Source organism: Pseudarthrobacter sp. TRD_SC_9 (assembly GCF_055361265.1).
The window spans coordinates 3081636-3098908 of the sequence record NZ_CM143956.1 but is presented as its reverse complement, the minus strand read 5'-3'; the positions used below and the strand labels follow the sequence as shown (position 1 = coordinate 3098908).

At 63.5% G+C, this 17273-nt stretch carries 16 protein-coding genes; 13 read left to right on the top strand and 3 right to left on the bottom strand.

Going from position 1 to position 17273, the window contains the following annotated elements; genetic code table 11:
• Nucleotides 1-159: 159 nt before the first annotated feature.
• From ACWA13_RS14480 to ACWA13_RS14460, 5 genes are read left to right on the top strand one after another with little or no spacing between them, the layout of a single operon-like run.
• The gene (locus ACWA13_RS14480; RefSeq protein WP_463937941.1) at nucleotides 160-1455 is read left to right on the top strand and encodes an ABC transporter substrate-binding protein; all 1296 of its coding nucleotides are present in this window, start codon (nucleotides 160-162) and stop codon (nucleotides 1453-1455) included.
• A gap of 31 nt (nucleotides 1456-1486) precedes the next feature.
• Complete coding sequence (locus ACWA13_RS14475; RefSeq protein ID WP_463934875.1) at nucleotides 1487-2434, top strand: carbohydrate ABC transporter permease; 948 nt, start codon at nucleotides 1487-1489, stop codon at nucleotides 2432-2434.
• Nucleotides 2431-3348, top strand: coding sequence for a carbohydrate ABC transporter permease (locus ACWA13_RS14470; RefSeq protein WP_463934874.1), 918 nt, complete (start codon nucleotides 2431-2433; stop codon nucleotides 3346-3348). Before ACWA13_RS14475 ends, ACWA13_RS14470 begins: the two co-directional genes overlap by 4 nt.
• A 12-nt stretch (nucleotides 3349-3360) precedes the next feature.
• Nucleotides 3361-4053: a Poxvirus protein I5 gene (locus tag ACWA13_RS14465; protein WP_463934873.1), complete on the top strand. Its 693-nt coding sequence runs from the start codon at nucleotides 3361-3363 to the stop codon at nucleotides 4051-4053.
• A gap of 8 nt (nucleotides 4054-4061) precedes the next feature.
• Nucleotides 4062-5399, top strand: a complete 1338-nt coding sequence (locus ACWA13_RS14460) for an MFS transporter (RefSeq protein WP_463934872.1) — start codon at nucleotides 4062-4064, stop codon at nucleotides 5397-5399.
• A gap of 14 nt (nucleotides 5400-5413) precedes the next feature.
• On the opposite strand, the gene ACWA13_RS14455 is transcribed toward ACWA13_RS14460, so the two are convergent.
• Both ACWA13_RS14455 and ACWA13_RS14450 read right to left on the bottom strand, forming a co-directional pair.
• On the bottom strand, nucleotides 5414-6607 hold the full coding sequence (locus ACWA13_RS14455; protein WP_463934871.1) for a Gfo/Idh/MocA family protein: 1194 nt from the start codon (nucleotides 6605-6607) through the stop codon (nucleotides 5414-5416).
• 85 nt (nucleotides 6608-6692) lie between these two features.
• Complete coding sequence (locus tag ACWA13_RS14450; RefSeq protein ID WP_463934870.1) at nucleotides 6693-7190, bottom strand: SRPBCC family protein; 498 nt, start codon at nucleotides 7188-7190, stop codon at nucleotides 6693-6695.
• Nucleotides 7191-7295: 105 nt separating this feature from the next.
• On the opposite strand from ACWA13_RS14450, the gene ACWA13_RS14445 reads away from it, so the two are divergent.
• Entirely contained in the window at nucleotides 7296-7493 is a 198-nt protein-coding gene (locus tag ACWA13_RS14445; protein WP_463934869.1) for a hypothetical protein, read from the top strand.
• Nucleotides 7494-7556: 63 nt separating this feature from the next.
• Nucleotides 7557-8240: a signal peptidase I gene (gene lepB, locus ACWA13_RS14440; RefSeq protein WP_463934868.1), complete on the top strand. Its 684-nt coding sequence runs from the start codon at nucleotides 7557-7559 to the stop codon at nucleotides 8238-8240.
• Between the two features lie 58 nt (nucleotides 8241-8298).
• Here the strand turns inward: lepB and ACWA13_RS14435 are convergent, their stop codons facing one another.
• Nucleotides 8299-9318, bottom strand: coding sequence for a LacI family DNA-binding transcriptional regulator (locus tag ACWA13_RS14435; protein ID WP_463934867.1), 1020 nt, complete (start codon nucleotides 9316-9318; stop codon nucleotides 8299-8301).
• A 150-nt stretch (nucleotides 9319-9468) separates the two neighbouring features.
• Here ACWA13_RS14435 and ACWA13_RS14430 point away from each other — a divergent pair, with 150 nt between their 5' ends.
• The 6 genes from ACWA13_RS14430 to ACWA13_RS14405 all read left to right on the top strand — a co-directional run bounded on the left by ACWA13_RS14430 (nucleotide 9469) and on the right by ACWA13_RS14405 (nucleotide 17128).
• Complete coding sequence (locus tag ACWA13_RS14430) at nucleotides 9469-9831, top strand: L-rhamnose mutarotase (protein ID WP_463934866.1); 363 nt, start codon at nucleotides 9469-9471, stop codon at nucleotides 9829-9831.
• Between the two features lie 89 nt (nucleotides 9832-9920).
• Entirely contained in the window at nucleotides 9921-11087 is a 1167-nt protein-coding gene (gene rhaI / locus ACWA13_RS14425) for an L-rhamnose isomerase (protein WP_463934865.1), read from the top strand.
• A gap of 20 nt (nucleotides 11088-11107) precedes the next feature.
• On the top strand, nucleotides 11108-13165 hold the full coding sequence (locus ACWA13_RS14420) for a bifunctional aldolase/short-chain dehydrogenase (RefSeq protein WP_463934864.1): 2058 nt from the start codon (nucleotides 11108-11110) through the stop codon (nucleotides 13163-13165).
• An 11-nt stretch (nucleotides 13166-13176) separates the two neighbouring features.
• Complete coding sequence (locus ACWA13_RS14415; RefSeq protein WP_463934863.1) at nucleotides 13177-14694, top strand: rhamnulokinase; 1518 nt, start codon at nucleotides 13177-13179, stop codon at nucleotides 14692-14694.
• A gap of 45 nt (nucleotides 14695-14739) precedes the next feature.
• Nucleotides 14740-15744, top strand: coding sequence for an acetylxylan esterase (locus ACWA13_RS14410; protein ID WP_463934862.1), 1005 nt, complete (start codon nucleotides 14740-14742; stop codon nucleotides 15742-15744).
• A gap of 55 nt (nucleotides 15745-15799) precedes the next feature.
• A complete protein-coding gene (locus ACWA13_RS14405; protein WP_463934861.1) occupies nucleotides 15800-17128 on the top strand; it encodes a glycoside-pentoside-hexuronide (GPH):cation symporter in 1329 nt (442 codons plus the stop codon).
• The last annotated feature ends 145 nt before the right edge of the window (nucleotides 17129-17273 follow it).

The following is a 17273-nucleotide window of genomic DNA, read 5'->3' as shown; positions in this document are numbered from 1 at the left end:
ATTGTCGCGAAGAAACCAGTTGAAATCAGATCTGTGGGAAAACGCTTGCCCAAACTACGGATTACGGATATTGTATCGATTCAGAACGCGTGTTAGCCAGCTCACTACTACCTAGTAGACATCGGGCCGGCTTCACAACTGAGCAAGGAGGCTCTCATGATGATCAACCGCAGGAATTTCCTCACCACCGTTGCACTGGGCACCGCATCTGCCGCTGTGCTTTCGGCTTGCGGCCAGTCCGGCACCAGCACCACCGCCGGAAAGACCGGCTCTGCCGAAAACCCCGTCACCATCAACTACACCTGGTGGGGCAATGACGACCGTGCCGAGCGTACGCGCAAGGCTATTGCACTGTTCGAGTCCAAGAACCCGGACATCAAGGTCAACGGCAACTTCACCGACTTCGCCGGTTATTGGCAGAAGCGCGCCACCGAAGCTGCAGGCGGAGGCCTTCCGGACGTCATGCAGTGGGACCTCTCCTACCTTCGTGACTACGGCCAGCGCAACCAGCTCCTGGACCTCGGGACCGTGAACATCGACACCTCGACCTTTGAGAAGTCGCTCCTGCCCTCAGGGCAGATCAAGGGCAAGACCTACGGCATCCCCACCAGCACCAATGCCTTCGCTGTCTACTACGATCCCGCCAAGCTCGCCGCCTTGGGCGTTGCCGAGCCGGATGGCACGTGGACCTACAAGGAATTCAACGATTTCATGACGGAGATCGGCACCAAGAGCAACGGCGAGCTCTTTGGCGGTGGCGATTACACCGGGATCTGGTGGATGTTCAACATTTGGCTGCGCCAGAACAACATGGAGGCCTTTACCGAAGACGGTAAGCTCGGCTTCGCCAAGGATGACCTGAAGAAGTGGTGGGAGTCCGTCGCACAGCTGCGCGGAACGCCGGCCATCATTCCCGAAGAACGTGTCACCCAACTCCTTCCGAAGTCGCCGTTCGGCTCCAACGCGGCGGCCACCGAATTCACCTGGGACAACTTCATGGCCGGTTACCTCGCGGACAGCGGCGCCACCGAACTCAAGCTGCTTCCGGTTCCGTCCGACGATCCGGACAACCTGGGCCTGTTCCTGAAGCCCTCGATGCTGATGGTCGCCAGCGCCAAGACCGAATACAAGGATGCGGCCGCCCGCTTCATCGACTTTATGGTCAACGATCCCGAGGTAGGCCAGATCTTCAAGACCTCCCGCGGTGTTCCGGCCTCCAAGACGCAGCGTGACGGCACTACCTTTGAGGGTACCGACAAGCTGGTTGTTGACTACGAAGAGTCCATCGCGAAGTACCTGAAGGACGCCCCGGAGCCGCCCATTGTTGGTTTCGGCACCCTGGAAGCTTCTTTCAAGCGCGTCGCCTCCGACCTGAACTACGGCAAGGTCGACGTGAACGGTGCAGTTGACGCCTGGTTCAAGGAAGCCGAAGACATCATCAAGCAGAACGCCTGATTCCGGCGTTCACGACTGACGGAATGAACCTGTGACACAAACCCAACCTGTGAGCAGGCGTTCGCCCGCTCCTCCGCTGCCGCGCAAGTCGCGGCAGCGGGGAGTGGACACCCGCGCCGGCTATACCTTCCTGCTGCCCTGGTTGCTGGGCTTCTTCGCCCTCACCGCCGGGCCCATGATCGCCTCGCTGTACCTGTCCTTCACCAACTACAACCTCTTCGAACCGCCCAAGTGGATCGGCCTGGAAAACTACACCTCGCTGTTCCAGGACGAGAGGTTCCTGCAGTCGGTGGGTGTGACCGTCAGCTATGTGGTCTTTGGTACGCCGCTCAAGCTCGCCGCGGCCCTGGCCGTGGCCATGCTCCTGAACAGCAAACGCCGGGGCCAGGGGTTCTACCGTTCAGCTTTCTATGCCCCGTCCCTCATCGGCGCGTCTGTCTCCATCGCCATCGTATGGAAGGCAATGTTCGGGGACGCGGGCCCGGTTGACCAGGGGCTGTCCTTCTTCGGCATCAACCTTGGTGGCTGGGTGGGTAACCCTTCCATGACCATGGCGATGTTCGTCCTGCTGACGGTGTGGCAGTTTGGCGCCCCGATGGTCATCTTCCTGGCCGGCCTCAAACAGATTCCGGGCGAACTCTACGAGGCAGCGTCGATGGACGGTGCCGGTCCGATTCGCAAGTTCTTCAACATCACGTGGCCCATGCTTTCCCCGGTGATCTTCTTCAACCTGCTGATGGAAACCATCCACGCGTTCCAGATCTTCGCCTCGGCCTACATCATCTCCAACGGTGAAGGCGGCCCCGCCGGCTCCACCCTCTTCTACACCCTCTACCTGTACCTGCGGGGTTTCAGCGACTTCCGGATGGGCTACGCCTCGGCTATGGCCTGGCTCCTGGTGGTCGTCGTCGGCATCATCACGCTGATCTTCTTCCGCACGTCCAAAGGCTGGGTCCACTACAGCGGGGACTCGAAATGACAACCACGGCAACGCCAACACAGTCCGCGCCCGGAACTCCGGCCGCGGTCTACAACCCGAAGTCTGAAACGAATCTGGCCAAGGGCATCAAGAGCGGCATCTTCCACCTCGTGGCCATTGGCCTGGTTTGCATTGTGCTGTACCCGGCACTGTGGATGATCGCCTCATCGTTCAAGCCAAACTCAGAGATCGGCGGCACCAACACGGCGCTCTGGTCCAGCAACTTCAGCATGGACAACTTCGTCACCGCCATGGACGGCATCGGCGGAGTCTCCACCATGACGTTCTTCACCAACTCGCTGATCCTGGCTATAGGTGCCGTGGTGGGAACCGTGCTCTCCGCCAGCATCTCCGCCTACGCCTTCGCCCGGATCAACTTCCCCGGGCGCGGAGTCTTCTTCGGCATGATGATCGCCACTTTGCTCCTGCCGTTCCACGTGGTGATCATTCCGCAGTACATCGTGTTCCAGCAGTTGGGTTTCGTGGATACCTACATCCCGCTGCTGATCGGCAAGTTCCTGGCAGCTGACGCGTTCTTCGTCTTCCTGATGGTGCAGTTCATGCGCGGCCTTCCGGCCGAGCTGGACGAGGCTGCCAGGATCGACGGTGCCGGCCACGTCCGGATCTTCGGCTCCATCATGCTTCCCCTGATGAAGCCGGCCCTGATCTCCACATCGATCTTCTCCTTCATCTGGAGCTGGAACGACTTCCTGGGGCCGTTGCTCTACCTGAACACACCGGACAAGTACCCGCTGCCCCTGGCCCTGCGCCTCTTTGTGGACCAGACGCAGAGCTCCGACTACGGTGCCATGATCGCGATGTCGGTACTGGCCCTGCTGCCCGTGCTGCTCTTCTTCCTGATCTTCCAGCGGTACATTGTTGAAGGCGTCTCCACCCAGGGCCTGAAGGGCTGACGGAGACAGAAAATGAGCACCATGGACACCACCAACCGCATGCCGGACAGCAACGACCGCACGCCGGTTAACAAGTTCGCGCTCTTCGCCGAAACCCTGCTTGCAGGCGTAGTGGTCCTGGTGCTTTCCCTTCCCCTGATCACGATGCCCGCCGCGTACGCGGCGGGCATCGCCCACCTTAAGCGCCATCTTGACGGCCGGGATGATTCCATCCGCAGCCTCTGGGACTCGTTCAGGGCAGCGCTGCCCGGCAGCTGGAAGGCCGGTTTTATCACTGCGGCAGTCACCGTCGTCATAGTGATCAACCTGCTGCTCGCTTGGGTGGGTCAACTGCCGGGCCGCGACGTCATCCTGCCTGCCACCTTGATTGTGGCGGTCTCCTGCGCTGTGCTGCTGCTCCGCACGGCGACGGCCTGGTCCCTTCCGGACGGACTGCCGGCAGTTGTCCAGGCGGGCACCGGCAGGGAAGGCATTAAGCACGACGGCGGCACGGCAGTGCAGGGCGCCGCCGGCACCTCTGTGTGGCGGTTGGCCCTGGAAACGGGCAAGGCCGCAAGCACCAGGGACTGGACCGGGTCAGTCCTGTTGGTAGCAGCACTTTTCATGGCCGTGGTGTTTGTCTGGATGCTTCCCGCGCTGTTTGTGGTGGTTCCCGGGACGCTGATCCTGGCCGCTGCCGCGGTCGAATTCCGGGCACGCGGCTAGGCAGCACCGTGTCTTCTTCCGAACCCAAAGCTGTCCCTTCACCCGAAGAAACCCTCCCGCCAACGCTTTCTCCGCCCTCCCCGGACGGCCCGGCGTCAAAGTCCCGTCCGGAACGCTGGTACCGGCTTCTGGGCAGCCACAACTACCGGCTCTTCCTGCTGGTGCAGGTCACCGGCGGCATCGGCGTGTCCATGCAGCGTCTGGCCCAGGACTGGCTGATCCTGCAGCTCACCGGAAGCCCTGCTGCGGTGGGCCTGGCCGTGGCTCTGCAGTTCCTTCCCATGCTGCTGATCGGACCGCTGAGCGGCCTGGTGGTGGACATGTTCCCCAAGCGGCGGATCATGCTGGTTTGCCAGGTGATCGCCGCAATCCTCGCCCTGTCACTGGCCATTTGGGACGGCACCGGGACCGTGCCCGTCATCGCCGTCTACGCCAGTTGTGTCATTCTGGGCCTCAGCTCCGCCATTGACGGCCCCACCCGGCAGGTCTTCGTCAACGAGATAGTGGGCGACACCCGGCTGCGGCAGGCAATCGGCGTCAACAACGCGATCATCCAGCTGGGCGCCATGGCCGGCCCGGCCCTGGGCGGCGTGCTCATTGCCCTCTACGGCTCCGCCGCTGCCTTTGCGTCCAACGCCGCCCTGTGCGTGCTGGTGCTGTTCCTGATCCTGGCCATCAAGCCGGACCAGCTGCATCACAGCCCGCCTGCTGTGCGCGGGCGGGGGCAGGTCCTGGCCGGGTTCCGCTACGTCAGCGACCGGCCACGCCTCCTGCTCATCATCCTGCTGGCCGGCCTGCTGGGTGCCTTCGGCATGAACGGGCCCGTAGTGCTCGCCGCCTTCGCGGACCAGGTCTGGCACAACGGCGCCGCCGGCTTCGGTGTGTTCAATACTCTCAGCGCCTGCGGTGCCCTGGTGGGTGCGCTGGTAGCGGCACGCCTCCGCAGTTCCGGCAGGAAAACCATTGTCCTGTCCGCGGCGCTGTTCGGACTTGCCCAGCTGGTGGCGGCGCTGATGCCCACGGTTGAGTCTTTCATGGTGCTGCTGGTGGTGGTGGGCGTGATGACCCTGGTGTTCCTGACGGCGGCCGCCACCACAGTTCAACTGGAGTCCGGCCCCGAAGTCCGTGGGCGGGTGATGGCGCTTTACCTGCCCCTTCTGATGGGTGGCCATGCCTTGGGCGGCCTGCTGGCCGGCTGGCTCACGGAGGCGTTCGGCGTCCGCGAAGGCCTGGTCACAACAGGCGCGCTGGGCATCCTCTCGGCCGCCGTCGTCGGGCTCCTGCTGTGGCTGAATTCGCGGCGTTCGGCGAGATCGGCAGAGCCTGGATCCCGGCAGGGATCCTGACCGCGGGCCAGCGATCAGCCCCGCTGCCCAGCGTTCGCCACCGCCTCCACAGCCCAGGGGAGTCCCAGCTCGCTGAAGGTGGAATGCGTTGCGGTGGCGCGTTCGATCGCGTCGTCAATGCCATCTACCACCGCGTGGGCGGCATCGCCTTCCCCCACCCAGCGGACATGTGCGGCATCGATCAAGGCAGGCAGCGGGGCCGTCCGGATCGCTTCGAGGACCAACATGAAGGCGCCACTGTCCTCAAGGGAACTCAGCAGCGCGGTGCCGTTCCGGCGGTGGTTTAACAGGTTCTGGGTGAGATCGTCACGGCCAAACACCTCCTCCGTCGTTCCTCCTGCCGTGTTTTCGCCGGTCGTTACCACCAGGCGGTCCTGCGTGTAGTGGAATACGGCGGTACCCAAGGTGCCCTGGAGCGTCACATATGGTTCAACGGGCTCGTCCACGCAAAGAGTAAGCGCACAGGTGACGGACAGTCCGGCAGCGGTACGGACCCTGACCACGGATGTATCGTCGGACTCGATGTCATTGGCGCGGAACAGTTCGGTTTCCACGGAGGCAACGTCCGCCGTCGTCCGTGCTCCGGCGATCCTCAGCGCGGTGGCCACGGCATGCGCCAGCGGGTTCGTGGCTACCCCGTCCACCACGTCCACGCCGTCGATTGTCCGTTTGCCGGCCCAGCGGGAGCGCTTGTAGTAGGCGCGGTCACGGACCCATTTGCCGGTGGCGCTGATGCCCGTCAGCTCGCCGATCCGGCCGTCCGCCAGGAGCTTTTCGATGGCTGCCAGCGCGTGCGAACCGAGGCTCTGGAAGCCGATCTGGACGGCCTGGCCGTTGGCTGCCGCAGCTTCCTGGAGCCGGTAGTAGTCTGCCAGGGATGCGACCGGAGGCTTTTCAAGGTAAAGGTCGGCACCAGAGGCGAGGGCGGCAAGGCCAAGCGGCGCATGAGTCTGGATTGGTGTGGCGACGATAACGACGTCGAGCCCCGGAACGGCCGGCAGCAGCTGGTCAAGGTTGCCGAAAACCTGCGCTGTCTCCGGGACCGAACCCTCCGCGGGCGGGGTGGGATCGGCAACCGCAACAAGTTCGACGGCGCCGGCGCCCTGTAGGCGGTGAAGGTTCGCCAGGTGGTGCGCGCCGAAGCCATGGACGCCTACCAGCGCCACTTTCGCGAGTGAGACTGCTGCTGGCTCTGACGGCGGTGTCATGGTGCTCCGGTTCTGCCCGAGGGCTGTGTGATACTTCGGCAAACGCTTTCCAGAACCCATCCTGCCGAACATTGGCACGATTCGTCTAGCCGGCGGTGCCTGCCGCGTCTTCCGGCCGGGTTTCCAACGGCTTGCCCGTAACGTACTGGTCCAGTCGTTGAAGAGTCTGGTCGATGCTGACGAGGTGGCGCCGCGGGTAGCCGACGAGGCGCAGCAGCAACCTGCCCCGGGCCGCCCTGGCATCCCATTGCTCAGTGACCAGCGTGCCTGGCACGCCGTGGTCGTCCGCCGTTGGGGTAAGGACGTAACGCCAGACGTGGCCGTAGAAATGCCGCCATGCGATTCTGCGGCCTTCCTCGAATTCGCACACTGTGTTAAGGATTTTGTAGTTCACCTTGGTGTTCATGTCCATGCCGAACCTGGCTCCGAGGCTGAGCCGCGCGGGGCCGTTCGGCTGGGCGCCTTTCACGGTGCCAGAGCCGTCAATAACGCTGTGTAAGGACGGGGCAGCGAGGACTTCAAAGATTTTTTCCGGGGGAGCGGCGATGAAGCGTCCAGCAGAGACGAGGTAGTGGTTGGCCATCCACCCAGCCTAGCTACCCGGCCGCGCCCGCGCCCGGCCCGTCCCGCGGGATGCCCCGATATGCTTGGCTGAGTCCGTACAGGACGAAGAACTCTTGGGGGGAACGTGGACGCTGCTCCGCTTAATGCCGTTGTCCTGACTGCTGTCCTTGCGGTGGTCTTCTTTTACGTCCTTTACGGCGTCATTCGGGCTGCTACACGCGATGGAATTATCGCGGCCAGGCGGCAAGCTGAGGAGGACCAGGCCGTTCGTGACGGAGCGAAGCCTGGGCGTGCCGCAGTGACTGTGGAGAACGGGCAGTAAATGCCGGCCACCCACAGGGCCGCCCCTACAAACAGAACACCGGGGTGGCTGCGGGAAATAGCAGTGGTGCTGCTGATTGCCCTGGTGTTGTCCTTGCTCATCAAGACATTTCTCTTCCGGGCTTTTTTCATCCCGTCTCCTTCCATGGTCAATACCCTTGAGGTGGACGACAGGATATTCGTCAACCTTCTTGTGCCTGAACCCTTCGGCCTGGCCAGGGGCGACGTCGTGGTTTTCCGGGACACCAAAGGCTGGCTGGCGGCGCAGCCGGCCGGGTCACCAGCCGAAGACACGGGCTTCATCGGAATGGCGATGGCCTTTGTTGGGCTGGTACCGGACAACGCCGAGCAGCACCTGGTGAAGCGGATCATCGGCCTGCCCGGAGACCACGTTGTTTGCTGTACGTCCCGGGGACTCATAACTGTCAACGGCGCTGAATTGGACGAAACGTACGTCAACCCCGCGGAGCCTGTGCGGGTTCATCTTTTTGACGTGGGGGTCCCCAGCGGCAAAATCTGGGTTATGGGGGACAACCGTAATCACTCTGCCGACTCACGCGCTCATTTGGACACCAACGGGGGTTTTATCGACCTCGAAGACGTTGCAGGAAAAGCAGCGGTGATTGCGTGGCCGATGGACCGCCTGACGGTCCTGGACAATCATCCGGACGTCTTCGAGAAGGTCCCTGCCAGCGAGGAAAAAGAGACATCCCCTTTGCCTCGCGACGAGGCCCCCCGAGTTCCGTAAAGCACCGGTGGCTATGATGCCAAACGGATTGCGGGCTGCCCGCTGCCGCTGAGGCCGCCTAGCCCTTTACGGTGCTTTGCCGGACCACAAGTTCCGGCGTGAAGACCACGGCCCGGTGCTGCTTTTCGTCCCCGTTGCCGTTGTTCTCTTCCGCCAGCAGCTCGATTGCGGTGCGGCCCAGCGCTTCGGTGGGTTGCCGGATGGACGAAAGCGGGACAACCGCGGAGATGGCAAAGTCGATGTCGTCATAGCCGATCAGGGCGGTGTCCTCAGGAATGCGGACAGAGCTCATCATGGTCAGGGACTGCATCACGCCCAGGGCAAGAAGATCATTGGCGCAGAAGATTCCGTCCGGCAGTCCGCCGTCGGCCCGCTTTACCAGGCCGTTGCCTACGGTGCGGCCGGCCAGTACTGTCTGCCCTTCTGCCTCCAGTACTTCCAGGCGGGCGTCCGGAACTTCGGCCACTGCACGCTTGGCGCCCTGAAGACGGTCCGACACCTGGTGGATGGTCAGTGGCCCACCAACAAAAGCCAGGCGACGGCGGCCGATGTCCAACAGGTGCCGGGCGGCCAGGTACCCTCCGGCGTCGTCATCGACTGAAACTGAACTAAAGCGGGACTCGTCCGCCCGGCGGTCCACCAGCACTGTGGGGACGCCGCGCTCGCGAAGATGATCGAGGCGGTCCATGACCTCACCGACGGGCGAGATCAGCAGCCCCTGGACACGCTGTTCCTGGAAAAGATCGATGTAGTGGGACTCGCGCTCCGCCTGATGCCCGCTGTCGCCCAGGAGTACAGCGCTTCCGGACAGTGCTGCGGCATCCTCCGCGGCCCGCACTACGGAGGTGAAGAAGGGGTTTCCCACATCCAGCACAATCAGGCCAATGGTGCGGCTCTGGCCGGCCCGCAACTGACGGGCGGCATCGTTGCGGACGAAGCCCAACTCGTCGATGGCTTGAAGTACCCGAACCTTGGTGCGTGCCGACACTCTCTCCGGGTAGTTGAGCACGTTGGATACCGTACCCACCGCCACGCCCGCATGGTTGGCAACGTCCTTGATACTTGCTGTACGACTCATAGTTCTCCACCATTTCACGCCTGCATGCCCCGCCTTTTTACTGCTGCTGGACAGCACGCAGTAAATGCTTGACACCTGCTCGAATTTAAGAGTACTTTGAATCGTAATAATGAAACGATTCAAACAACGGGAAGTTAAGGTGAGCCGCAGATGCGCGTGTGTTTCCGCTCCACGGTCAACCCGGCACTGATCCCGGAGTACCGCCGCAGGCACGCAGAAGTGTGGCCGGAGATGCTCCGCGAACTCAAGGCCGCCGGCTGGAATAACTACTCCCTGTTCCTTGCCGACGACGGCCTGCTGGTGGGTTACGTCGAGTGCGACGACTTCGACGCGATCCGCGCCCGGATGGCCCTGACCGACGTTAACGCGCGGTGGCAGGCGGAGATGGCCGGGCTCTTTTTGAACAATGCCGGCGATAACCCGGATGCTCCAGCCCAGGCACCCGATGAAGGGTTCCAGGTGCTGGAGGAGGTCTTCAACCTTGAGGACCAGTTGGCCGCCGCATCAGCCTAGCCCGATGGCAGGCAGCAGCACCTTTCAGCACTACAGACCATGCACACCAACAGACCATGCACCAGAGAACCCGGAAAGAAAATCACACAATGAATGACGTAGCAACGACGCTAGCCAGGCTCGAAGAACTCGCCATCGAGGTTCCCTCGTGGGCGTACGGAAATTCGGGCACCCGTTTCAAAGTGTTCGGCACGCCGGGAACGCCCCGGACCGTCCACGAGAAGTTGGCGGACGCCGCCAAGGTCCACGAACTGACCGGTCTGGCACCTACCGTGGCCCTGCATATCCCGTGGGACAAGGTTGATGACTATGCCGCCCTGCGCGAGTACGCGGCCGGCCTGGGGGTGGGCCTCGGCACCATCAACTCCAACACCTTCCAGGATGACGAATACAAGTTCGGTTCGCTGACCTCGTCCAATGAAGCAGTGCGCCGCCGCGCGATCGAGCACCACTTCGAGTGCATCGAAATCATGAATGCCACGGGGTCCAAGGACCTCAAGATCTGGCTGGCCGACGGCACCAACTACCCGGGCCAGGACAATTTGCGCGGCCGCCAGGACCGGCTGGCCGAGTCGCTGCAGGAGATCTACGCCGCACTGGGCGATGAGCACCGCCTGGTCCTCGAATACAAATTCTTCGAGCCGGCGTTCTATCACACCGACGTTCCGGACTGGGGCACCTCCTACGCCCAGACCGTGGCACTTGGCGAGAAGGCGTTCGTCTGCCTGGACACCGGCCACCACGCTCCCGGCACCAACATCGAGTTCATCGTGATGCAGCTGCTCCGCCTGGGCAAGCTGGGCTCTTTTGACTTCAACTCGCGCTTTTACGCGGACGATGACCTTATTGTGGGCGCGGCCGATCCGTTCCAGCTTTTCCGGATCATGTACGAGGTGATCCGGGGCGGCGGATTCGGCAAGGAGTCCGGCGTCGCCCTGATGCTGGACCAGTGCCACAACCTTGAGGAGAAGATCCCGGGCCAGATCCGCTCGGTCCTCAACGTCCAGGAAATGACGGCACGGGCGCTGCTGGTGGACACCGCAGCACTCGCTGAAGCGCAGCGTTCCGGCGATGTCCTGGCCGCCAACGGAATTTTCAATGACGCGTTCTACACCGACGTGCGCCCGGCCTTGGCCGAATGGCGCGAATCCCGTGGCCTGCCCGCGGACCCGATGGCCGCCTTCAAGGCCAGCGGTTATCAGAAGAAGATCAACGAAGACCGCGTGGGCGGTCACCAGGCCGGATGGGGCGCGTGAGCATAGCGATGGAAAACACAATGACGCAGAACAACACTGTTGACGAGCTGATCTCCCGCTCCAACCGCCTGGGTGCGGACAAGCGGAACACTAACTTTGCCGGCGGCAATACCTCCGCCAAGGGCACCGAAAAGGATCCGGTGACCGGAGAAGACGTCCAGCTCCTTTGGGTCAAGGGCTCCGGCGGGGACCTCGGCACCTTGAAGCCACAGAACCTTGCCGTTCTCAGGCTGGACCGGTTGAATGCGCTGAAGGATGTCTACCCCGGCGTCGAGCGCGAGGACGAGATGGTGGCTGCGTTTGATTACTGCCTGCACGGCAAAGGCGGGGCCGCGCCGTCGATCGACACCGCGATGCACGGCCTGGTGGATGCAGCCCACGTTGACCACCTGCACCCGGATTCCGGCATCGCCATTGCTACAGCAGTCGACGGCGAAGCGCTGACCAAGCAGATCTTCGGCGAGAAAGTGGTGTGGGTGCCCTGGCGCCGCCCCGGCTTCCAGCTTGGCCTGGACATCGCGGCCATCAAGGACGCCAACCCGCAGGCTGTCGGCACCATCCTGGGCGGTCATGGCATCACGGCCTGGGGCGACACCAGCGAGGAAGCGGAGGCAAATTCGCTGTGGATCATCGACGAAGCTGAAAAGTTCATCGCCGAAAATGGCAAGGCCGAACCCTTCGGTGCGAAGCTCCCGGGTTACGAGTCGCTGCCCGAGGCGGAGCGCCGCGCCAAGGCTGCAGCGCTGGCTCCGGTGATCCGTGGCCTGGCTTCGACGGACAAGCCGCAGGTGGGCCACTTCACCGACGATCCCCGCGTCCTGGAGTTCCTGGAATCATCCGAGCACCCCCGGCTGGGCGCCCTGGGCACCTCCTGCCCGGATCACTTCCTGCGCACCAAGGTCAAGCCGCTGGTTGTGGACCTCCCGGCCGCAGCTTCCGTCGAGGACTCCATTGCCCGCCTGCAGGAACTGCACGCGGAATACCGCGAGGATTACCAGGCGTACTACGACCGCCACGCGACGGTCTCGACAGGCTCGACCACCGGGAGTCCGGCGATGCGCGGTGCGGACCCGGCAATCGTCCTGGTTCCCGGCGTCGGCATGTTCTCCTACGGCAAAGACAAGCAGACGGCCCGCGTCGCTGCCGAGTTCTATATCAACGCGATCAACGTGATGCGCGGCGCCGAGGCCATCTCCACCTACGCCCCGATCGAGGAATCCGAGAAGTTCCGGATCGAGTACTGGGCCTTGGAGGAAGCCAAGCTGGCGCGGATGCCCAAGCCCAAGAGCCACGCCACCCGCATCGCCCTGGTGACGGGTGCGGCGTCGGGCATTGGCAAGGCCATCGCGACCCGGCTCGCCGCCGAAGGCGCCTGTGTCGTGATCGCGGACCTGAACCTGGAGAATGCGGAAAAGGTCGCCGAAGAGCTCGGCGGCCCCGACGTTGCCGTTGGCGTGCAGGCTGACGTGACCGACGAAGCGCAGGTCGCGGCAGCCATTGACGCCGCCGTGCTGGCCTTCGGTGGCCTGGACCTGGTGGTTAATAACGCCGGCCTGTCCATTTCCAAGCCGCTGCTGGAAACCACCGAAAAGGACTGGGACCTGCAGCACAACGTCATGGCGAAGGGCTCGTTCCTGGTAGCCAAGGCAGGTGCCAAGGCCATGATCGCGCAAGGACTCGGCGGAGACATCATCTACATCTCCTCCAAGAACTCCGTGTTTGCCGGACCGAACAACATTGCGTACTCGGCGACCAAGGCCGACCAGGCCCACCAGGTCCGCCTGCTTGCCGCTGAACTTGGTGAGCACGGCATCCGGGTCAACGGCATCAACCCCGACGGCGTGGTCCGCGGCTCGGGCATCTTCGCCGGCGGCTGGGGTGCCAAGCGCGCCGCAGTGTACGGCGTGGACGAGGAAAAACTGGGCGAGTACTACGCCCAGCGGACCCTGCTCAAGCGCGAGGTCCTCCCGGAGCACGTGGCCAACGCCGCCGCCGTGCTCACCAGCAACGAACTGTCCCACACCACAGGCCTGCATATCCCGGTGGATGCCGGCGTCGCGGCCGCTTTCCTGCGGTGACGGGTGAGTCGGTGGTCGAGCCTGTCGAGACCAAGGACATCCTGCCTACTCCGGTGTTCGCAGCAGTAGACATCGGCGCCTCTTCCGGGCGGGTCATCCTGGGCAGGGTCAAGGCCAAGGACACGTCCGGCTCCGGCCCCGCCGTTGATCTGCAGGTTGTCCACCGCTTCCCCAACGCAGTAGTGGAGTCCGACGGCGGCCTGCGCTGGGATTTCGACTCACTGTTCGCGGAGGTACTCAAGGGGCTGGCAGCAGCGGCGGAAACCGCAGCGGCGGCCGGTGAGACCATCGCCAGCATCGGTATTGACACCTGGGCAGTGGACTACGGCCTGGTCAACCACGCCGGCGAGCTGGTGGCCCAGCCTTTCAGCTACCGGGACAGCCGCAGCGCAGCCGTCGTCGGGTCCGTGCACGCCGCACTGGCTCCTGAACAGCTCTATGCCACCACGGGCCTGCAGTTCCTGCAGTTCAACACCATTTACCAGCTGGCGGCCGAGGCTGACCTCGACGGCGTCCAGGCGCTGCTGATCCCGGATCTCATAGCTTTCCTGCTGACCGGCCAGCGCAGGACAGAGGCCACCAATGCCTCCACCACCGGGTTGTTCGACGCCGTTGCAGGGGAGTGGGCCAGCGAGTTTTTCCAGGCCCTGGGGCTGCGTCCGGATCTGTTCCCGCCGCTGGTGCAGCCAGGCGAAACCGTCGGCGCGATCCTGCCCGGAATCGCCAGCCGGACCGGGCTGGCACCGGAGACCACAGTCGTCGCCGTCGGCTCGCATGACACCGCCTCGGCAGTGGCCGCGGTACCGGCCGCCACTGAAAACTTCGCCTACATTTCCTCCGGCACCTGGTCCCTGGTGGGCGTGGAATTGCGTCGTCCCGTGCTGACCCAGGCCAGCCGGCAGGCGAACTTCACCAACGAACGCGGCGTGGACGGCACCATCCGCTACCTTCGCAATGTGGGCGGCCTTTGGTTGCTAAGTGAATGCCAGCGCAGCTGGGGGTCCGGCAACGAAGACGGCAACGGCGCCCCGAACCTGCCGGAACTGCTGGAGGCTGCCGCGGCGCTGCCCTCCGGCGGCCCCCAGATCAACGCTGACGATCCCGCCTTCATTGCCCCTGACCGGATGCCGGAGCGCATCCGGGCCGCCGTCCGGGAGTCCGGTGGCGAGCTCTCAAATGACCCTGCAGCCATCACCCGCTGCATCATGGACAGCCTGGCGGCCGGATACGCGCGGACCATCGCCGACGCTGAACGCCTCGCGGATGTTGCCGTCGACGTCGTTCACATTGTGGGTGGCGGATCGCAGAACCGGCTGCTGTGCCAGCTCACGGCGGATGCTACGGGCAAAACAATGATCGCCGGTCCGGTCGAAGCTACGGCCCTCGGCAACGTCCTGATCCAAGCCAGGGCGGCCGGCCAGGTGAGCGGGGGCCTGCGCGAGCTCCGGGGCTTGATCAGGCCTGCTGAACCGGTGACATTACGCCCGGTGTCAGCTGCTGTTCCAGGCATCGCCGCACTGGCAGACTGATCCCAGCCAGCAACACTCCCGCACATTGCCTCAGGAACGGAAGCCATGCCCCTTTTTGACCTGCCCCTGGAGAAGCTTCGCGAATATGAGTCACCGGTGGTGCCGCCGTCGGGCCTCAAGGAATTCTGGGACCGGAGCATAGAAGAAGCCCGTGAGTTTCCGCTGGCGGCAACATTTGAGCCGGTGGAAAACTACCTCGCCGTAATCGATACCTTCGACGTCACGTTTGCCGGCTTCGGCGGCGCCCCGATTAGGGGCTGGCTGCACCTGCCGGCCGGTCGTGACGCAGCAGATGAGCTGCCGGTGGTGGTCCAGTACGTGGGCTATTCCGGCGGCAGGGGACTGGTCAACGAGGACACCAGATGGGCCCAGGCGGGCTACGCGCACTTCATCATGGATACCCGGGGCCAGGGCTGGGGTGGGACGCGCGGTGACACTCCTGATCCGCACGAATCGGCCGGCGACGTCGCCTTCGCGGGCCTGATGACCCGCGGTATCAGCCATCAGGACGATTATTACTACCGCCGGGTGTATGTGGACGCGTTTCGCGCGGTGGAGGCAGCGCAGTCCCACCCCGCCGTCGATTCCTCGCGGGTGGTGCTGCAGGGCGTCAGCCAAGGCGGCGGTATCGTGGTGGCCGCGGCCGGGCTGGTAGCCGGAAGGCTCGACGGCGTGGTGGCAGCTATGCCCGACGTCCCGTTCCTGCAGGACTTCCCGCGTGCCATCGATATCACCCCGCGCGGACCCTACCCCGAGATCGCGGGCTTCCTGGCCCGGCACCGGGAGCGGTATGAGTCCATCCTTGAGGTGCTGAACTATTTCGACGGCGTCAACCTCGCCAGGTGGGCTGCCGTTCCGGCGCTTTACTCGGCTGCGCAGATGGACGATATCTGCCCGCCGTCGACAGTTTTTGCCAGCTTCAACGCATACGGCAGCGACGCGGGGACGCCGGTCAAGGACATTGAGGTGTACCGGTTCAACAACCATGAGGGTGGCCAGGAGCAGCAATGGATCCGCCAGTTGCTGTTTCTACGGAAGATCTTGGGGTAAGTTCTTAGTGCGGGACTGAGAAAACGGTTTCTGAGTCCCGCAGAACTGGGAACCAATGAAGAAACTCAGCAGGCTCAGCGTCTTTGGCTATGGAGCCGGCGACGCTGCAAACAGCATGATCATCAGCACCGGAAATATGTTCCTGCTGGTGTACTACACGGACGTGGCCGGCATCGGCGCAGCAGCGGCAGGAACGCTGCTGCTTGTTGCCCGGGTTTTTAATGCCTTCACCGACATAGCAGCCGGGCGCATCGTAGACCGCGTAAACAGCAAACGGTGGGGTAAGTTCCGTCCGTTCCTGATGTTTGGCTTCGTTCCCCTGGTGCTTAGCGCAGCGGCCTTCCACGTCCCGGACGTGGACCCCGCTATGAAGCTGCTGTACGCCTACTGCACGTACGGACTGGTCTGTGTGTCCTACAGCCTGGTGAACGTCCCGTACGGCTGCCTGGTTGGAGCAATGACGCAGGATGCGAAGGAGCGGGCGCGGCTTGGCGGCGCCCGCACCCTGGGAGGGCTGTCGGTCGGCGCCAGCCTCGGATTCTTCATTGCTCCGCTTTTGGGCGCAGGCCAGGATATGCAGCAGATCTTCACCTGGGTCACCCTGGTGTTCGTCGTCGTGGGTTCCGCGCTCTACTTCTTTACCGGTACCGTCTGCCTCGAGCAGGTTCCCGGCAGCGTCCCCAAGATCACGCTGAGCCAGAGCATCGCGGCGCTTAAGGCAAACTCACCCCTGGTGATCCTGTGCATCAGCTCCGTCCTCTTTGTCACCGGAACCACGGCCACCGGGGCTTCCCAATTTTTCTATCTTCGCGATGTCCTGTCCCGGGTGGACCTGTTTCCCCTTATGGCGGCAGCCCAGGTGGTCATCACGCTGACCCTGGCTGTGCTCATACCCCGGCCGGTGGCCCGATGGGGCAAACGGGCGGTCTACAGCGGCGGCGGCATCCTGGGTGTGCTGGGCGGCCTTCTGGTCTTCTCAGCGCCCGCGGACGTGCCCCTGCTTGGCCTGGCTGGACTGATCCTGGGACTGCTGGCCTCCGCCACCGTCAGCATCCTCACCTGGGCGCTGATTGCGGATACGGTCGAATACGGCGAGTGGAAAACGGGAGTCCGGGTCCAGGGCATTAATTACGCCCTGCTGGCCGCAACGAGGAAACTGGGCATGGGATTCGGCGGCGCCCTGGTGGCCTTCTCACTCGCCTGGGGCGGCTATGTATCCGGCATCAGTGAGCAGTCCGGCACTGCCACCCTCGCCATCCGGGCAGCTGCCGGCCTGCTCCCGGCGGCGCTGGTGTTGGCTTCAGTCGGAATCATGTGCTGGTACCGCCTGACGGACAAGAAGCACGCAGAGCTGGTGGCCAGCCTGTCCCGTGAAACGACGTAGCTGTTTTGCGACGGCGGCGGCTGGCGGTTATGGTGGTGGCTATGACTAACCGTTGGTATGCGTATTTTTCGTTGGCTCTGGAGGAGCCCGCGTCTAACTGACACGCACCCAACTTCCTTCAGAGCCAACAGGGCAGAGATTATTC